This is a genomic window from Streptococcus cristatus, assembly GCF_003943515.1.
Lineage (GTDB): Bacteria > Bacillota > Bacilli > Lactobacillales > Streptococcaceae > Streptococcus > Streptococcus cristatus_D.
Window position 1 is genome coordinate 1 of the sequence record NZ_RJPT01000031.1, and the last position, 769, is coordinate 769.

Annotated in this window: 1 protein-coding gene; it reads left to right on the forward strand. The window is 49.4% G+C overall.

Annotated elements, in window-relative coordinates:
• A partial coding sequence (locus D8791_RS10435; protein ID WP_312023736.1) for a coiled-coil domain-containing protein occupies positions 1 to 769 on the forward strand: 769 nt, incomplete at both ends.

A 769-nucleotide genomic window follows, 5' to 3' on the forward strand; every position in this document is an offset into this window, starting at 1 on the left:
TGAATCTGATGCGCTAATTGAGGCACTGAGGCTTGTACTCAAGCTGGTGCTTGCTGAATCTGAAGCACTAATTGAGGCACTGAGGCTTGTGCTCAAGCTGGTGCTTGCTGAATCTGATGCGCTAATTGAGGCACTGAGGCTTGTACTCAAGCTGGTGCTTGCTGAATCTGATGCACTAATTGAGGCACTTAGACTTGTGCTCAAACTTGTGCTGGCTGAGTCTGAAGCGCTAATTGAGGCACTGAGGCTTGTACTCAAGCTGGTGCTGGCTGAATCTGATGCGCTAATTGAGGCACTGAGGCTTGTACTCAAGCTGGTGCTGGCTGAATCTGAGGCACTAATTGAGGCACTGAGGCTTGTACTCAAGCTGGTGCTTGCTGAATCTGAGGCACTAATTGAGGCACTGAGGCTCGTGCTCAAACTTGTACTTACTGAGTCGCTTGCACTAATTGAGGCACTGAGACTGGTACTCAAACTTGTACTTGTTGACTCTGAGGCACTGATCGAAGCACTGAGGCTGGTACTCAAGCTGGTGCTTGCTGAATCTGATGCGCTAATTGAGGCACTGAGGCTTGTACTCAAGCTGGTGCTTGCTGAATCTGAAGCACTAATTGAGGCACTGAGGCTTGTGCTCAAGCTGGTGCTTGCTGAATCTGATGCGCTAATTGAGGCACTGAGGCTTGTACTCAAGCTGGTGCTTGCTGAATCTGATGCACTAATTGAGGCACTTAGACTTGTGCTCAAACTTGTGCTGGCTGAGTCTGAAGCG